At 29.7% G+C, this 1,029-nt stretch carries 2 rRNA genes; both read right to left on the bottom strand.

Going from position 1 to position 1,029, the window contains the following annotated elements:
• Positions 1–245, bottom strand: a 16S ribosomal RNA gene (locus I2A66_RS16985); the annotation flags it as partial.
• Positions 246–848: 603 nt separating this feature from the next.
• Positions 849–965: ribosomal RNA gene (gene rrf, locus I2A66_RS16980) — 5S ribosomal RNA — on the bottom strand.
• Positions 966–1,029 lie beyond the last annotated feature (64 nt).

Genomic DNA, 1,029 nt, shown 5'->3' with positions numbered 1-1,029 from the left:
TTACCAACTAGCTAATCAGACGCGGGTCCATCCTATACCGCCGGAGCTTTGATATTTCTACCATGCGATAAAAATATGTTATCTCGTATTAGCGTACCTTTCGGTACGTTATCCGTGTGTATAGGGCAGGTTACCCACGCGTTACTCACCCGTCCGCCGCTCACTTCCGAAGAAGTTCGCTCGACTTGCATGTGTTAGGCACGCCGCCAGCGTTCATCCTGAGCCAGGATCAAACTCTCAAATAAAAGTTGTCCATCGCTCAGCTAATCATTATCTGAATATCTGGCTTGGTTGTTTGTGTTTAATTCTTAAATAAGAATTAGTTATATAAATTAACCTACTGTTTAATTTTCAAAGTTCATTGTTTCGACTTATTCATCTTAACAAGTTATTTAAATCTTGTCAACACTTTCTTTCGTTTTATTTTCCGTCCGTATCTCTCGGACAAGTAATACTTTACCACCACATTCTTTATTAGTCAACACTTTTTTTAAAACTTTTTTAATCTAAAATAAATGTTGATAAGTATATTTTTTTATCAACATTATTAACATGTTCATATACTCTATTTATATAACTATAAATCATTTTATCCACATTACTAAATTAATTATACACAATTTTAATATATTTATTATATATAATATTTACACTAAATTTTCTTATATTTTTATTTTTAATAAAAAATTATTAAAATATATCATAATTCTATAATAAGTATTATCATAATTTATACTTTTTAATTTCATAATAAAAAATAAATATTTTATAAAAAAACAAACCATCAATTAAGATGGTTTGTTTTTTGTTTTTAGTCTTTTATTTTTATATCTTCATAAAAAAAGATTACGTGGCTAAGTCTTACTCTCCCGGGAGGTTGCCCTCCGAGTACCATCAGCGCTAAAGAGCTTAACTTCTGTGTTCGGAATGGGAACAGGTGTATCCTCTTTGCTATAATAACCACATAATCTTTCGATTAACTTATATTAAGTTTTAGAGTTAATACTCTAAAAACTGCATATCATTTAT

The organism is Romboutsia sp. 1001713B170207_170306_H8, assembly GCF_015550495.1.
In the GTDB taxonomy this organism is placed as follows: domain Bacteria; phylum Bacillota; class Clostridia; order Peptostreptococcales; family Peptostreptococcaceae; genus Romboutsia_E.
This window is presented reverse-complemented; position numbering and strand designations above follow the sequence as displayed.